2 protein-coding genes and 1 pseudogene are annotated in these 2,146 nt (G+C 72.8%); all 3 read left to right on the forward strand.

Annotated features, from left to right (window positions below; all coding sequences use genetic code 11):
* On the forward strand, window positions 1-836 hold an 836-nt coding region (locus tag VB737_RS06650), incomplete at its 5' end, for a beta-ketoacyl-ACP synthase III (protein ID WP_500312149.1).
* A 27-nt stretch (window positions 837-863) separates the two neighbouring features.
* A complete protein-coding gene (fabD, locus tag VB737_RS06655; protein ID WP_500312150.1) occupies window positions 864-1,736 on the forward strand; it encodes an ACP S-malonyltransferase in 873 nt (290 codons plus the stop codon).
* Window positions 1,733-2,107 (forward strand): annotated as a pseudogene (locus VB737_RS06660) (lysophospholipid acyltransferase family protein); the annotation flags it as partial. The gene fabD and the pseudogene VB737_RS06660, both read left to right, overlap by 4 nt.
* Window positions 2,108-2,146: the final 39 nt, after the last annotated feature.

Below are 2,146 nucleotides of genomic sequence, written 5' to 3' on the forward strand. Positions count from 1 at the left end.
GGGCGGCCCTGGCCCACGCGGGCTGGGCCCCCGAGCAGGTGGATCTGATCCTGCTGGCCACCTCCAGCCCCGACGACCTGTTCGGCACCGCCCCGCGGGTGCAGGCGGCCCTGGGGGCCCACCGGGCGGTGGCCTTCGATCTCACGGCGGCCTGCAGCGGCTTCCTGTTCGCCCTGATCACGGCGGCCCAGTACATCCGCGGCGGCACGATGCGGCGGGTGCTGGTGATCGGCGCCGACCAGCTGAGCCGCTGGCTCGACTGGGACGACCGCCGCACCTGCGTGCTGTTCGGCGACGGGGCCGGTGCCCTGGCCGTGGAGGCCTGCGAACCCACAGGCGACGGCCTGGTGGGTTTCCGCATGCGCTCGGACGGCAGCCGCAACGCCTGCCTCACCCTGGCCCAGGTGGCCGAGCACCAGCACCTGGTGGGGGATCTCTCCTCCCAGGTGGGGGGCTTCGCGCCGATCCACATGAACGGCCAGGAGGTCTACAAGTTCGCCGTGCGCGAAGTGCCCGCCGTGCTGGCGGAGCTGCTGGAGGCCACGGGCACCGCCGCCGCCGACGTGGACTGGCTGCTGCTGCACCAGGCCAACCAGCGCATCCTCGACGCGGTGGCCGACCGCTTCGCCATGCCCGCCGAGCGGGTGCTCAGCAACCTCTCGGCCTATGGCAACACCTCCGCCGCCACGATCCCGCTGATGCTCGACGAAGCCGTCCGCGATGGACGGGTCGGCGCCGGCGACCTGATCGCCAGCAGCGGCTTCGGCGCCGGCCTCAGCTGGGGCGCGGCCCTCTTCCGCTGGAGCGGTCCCGGGCGCCCGCCAGCCGAGCCCTAATCTCCTGCCGTTGCACGGGAGGCTTGCATGGCCATCGCCTGGGTGTTTCCGGGACAGGGTTCGCAGAAGTCGGGAATGGCCGACGGGGTGATCGACCTGCCGGGAGCCCGGGAGCGCTTCGATCGGGCCTCGGCGCTGCTCGGCCGCGACCTGCTGGCCATTTGTGCCGATGGCGACCTCAACGACACCCGCAACACCCAGCCGGCCCTGTTCGTGGTGGAAAGCCTGCTGGTGGATGAACTGCATCGGCAGGGCCGCAACGCCCTGTTGGTGGCGGGCCACAGCCTTGGCGAGCTGGTGGCGCTCTACGCCGCCGGTGTCTTTGACGCCGAGACCGGCCTGGGCCTGATGCGCCGCCGCAGCGAGCTGATGGCCGCCGCCGGCGGCGGCGCCATGACCGCCGTGATGGGCTTCGACCGGGACGAGCTCGAGCAGGCGGTGGCCACCACCGAAGGGGTGGTCATCGCCAACGACAACAGCGCCGCCCAGGTGGTGCTCTCCGGCACCCCGGAGGCAGTGGCGAGTATCGCGGCCACGGTGCGCTGCAAGCGGGCCATCCCCCTGGCGGTGTCCGGCGCCTTCCATTCCCCCTTCATGGCCGCCGCCGCCGAGGCCTTCGCCGCCGAACTGGAGGCGGTGCCCTTCGCCGACGCCCGGATCCCCGTGCTCAGCAACGCCGATCCCCGGCCCGAGACCGACGCCACCGTGCTCAAGGAGCGGCTGCGGCGGCAGATGACCCAGGGTGTGCGCTGGCGGGAGACCATGGACCGGCTGCAGGCCGAGGGGATCAGCACCGCCGTGGAGATCGGTCCGGGCAACGTGCTCTCCGGCCTGATCAAGCGCAGCTGCCCCGGGCTCGGCACCGCCCAGATCGCCACCGCCACCGACCTGGGCCAGTGAGACGCCGCCGCCGGCCCCCGGCCGATCCCCCCGCCCTGCTGAGCACGCCGAAGCCGAGCCTCACCTACCGGCTGATCAGCTACCTGCTGGTGTTCCCCGTGTTCCGGGTGCTGTTCCGGGGCCGGACCACCGGCAACGACCACGTGCCCCTGGAGGGAGCCGTGGTGGTGGTGGCCAACCACGGCTCCCACCTGGACCCGCCGCTGCTGGGACACGCCCTCGGCCGGCCGGTGGCCTTCATGGCCAAGGCAGAGCTGTTCCGGGTGCCCCTGCTGGGCCCGATCATCCGGGCCTGCGGCGCCTACCCGGTGGAGCGCGGTGCCGGTGACCGGGAAGCCATCCGCACCGCCACCGACCGGCTGCTGCAGGGCCTGTCTCGTACACACACCTGACGCTGCCGCCGAGGAGTC

Origin of the sequence: Synechococcus sp. BA-120 BA3 (assembly GCF_034931285.1) — a bacterium.
GTDB lineage: Bacteria > Cyanobacteriota > Cyanobacteriia > PCC-6307 > Cyanobiaceae > Cyanobium.